The sequence below is a fragment of the Streptomyces thermovulgaris genome, assembly GCF_002155915.1.
Taxonomy (GTDB): domain Bacteria; phylum Actinomycetota; class Actinomycetes; order Streptomycetales; family Streptomycetaceae; genus Streptomyces; species Streptomyces thermovulgaris.
This window is the reverse complement of sequence record NZ_MUME01000590.1, coordinates 1-870: the sequence shown is the minus strand read 5'-3', so window position 1 is coordinate 870 and position 870 is coordinate 1. Positions and strand designations below refer to the sequence as shown.

The window sequence follows — 870 nt, the reverse complement described above, 5'->3', positions numbered from 1 at the left end:
GGTCCGGGCACCCTCCGCATTGGTGATGACGGTGGGCTCACCACCCTCGAGGACCGAGACCACCGAGTTCGTCGTACCGAGGTCGATACCGACCGCACGCGCCATCTGTGTTCTCCCTCCTCGTCCGTGTCTCGTCGGCCAAAGGCCCTGCCCCGCCGACGGGTCGCCAGGGGACCGGTCCCGCGCACAGGGGGTTCGGCGGTTCAAAGAGGGGTGGTGCCGGGTGCGCCGTCACAAAGGCGGAGGTGGCCGCCCGGCCGTGGCCGAGGGCTCCGCCCCAGCACCGTGCACAGGCCCGGCACTTCCCTTCAGATCACCTCCCCGCCCACTGCGAGCTGCGGTTTCGGACCTGACTTGCCTATGTAGCCTGAATAAAACTTGAGTTCTCTCGTGTCAAGTATGTACCGATGGGCGTGGAAACCCCCGACAGACACATTCCACGGGGCGTGCGCATCGATGCAGTACCAGCGGGTACGGGGGGTGGGCAGGCGGGTGCCGAGGGTCGAGGGCACCGCCGGAACGACGCCGGAACGACAAGGACGGAACGGGAGGATGCGATGTCGCCCGTGGCGAGGAGTCCTGCATGGCCGCCCGTCCCCTTCTCCTTCTTCTCCTTCGCCCTCTCCCCCGCGTCCTCTCTCACGGGGCGGCTGATCGAGACGGTCCCGCGGATCCCGGTCCGCGATCTGGCCACCTTGCGCCGGCACTTTCCCGGCCTCGGCCCGGAGGAGATCGCCGACCGCCTGGTCGCCGGTGCCGTGCGGGGCACCGGGGCCGTGGGCGCGGGCGTGGGGTCGGTCGCCGCACTGCCCACGCCTCTGGCCATGCCCGCGGAGCTGGCCGCGGGCATCCTCGGAACGGCGGCCGTCG

1 protein-coding gene and 1 pseudogene are annotated in these 870 nt (G+C 70.3%); one reads left to right on the top strand and one right to left on the bottom strand.

The genetic code is table 11. The features are described from left to right. A partial coding sequence (locus CCN35_RS28000) for an Hsp70 family protein (RefSeq protein ID WP_143631937.1) occupies positions 1–105 on the bottom strand: 105 nt, incomplete at its 3' end. A gap of 461 nt (positions 106–566) precedes the next feature. Here CCN35_RS28000 and CCN35_RS27485 point away from each other — a divergent pair. After that, positions 567–870: pseudogene (locus CCN35_RS27485) on the top strand (hypothetical protein); the annotation flags it as partial.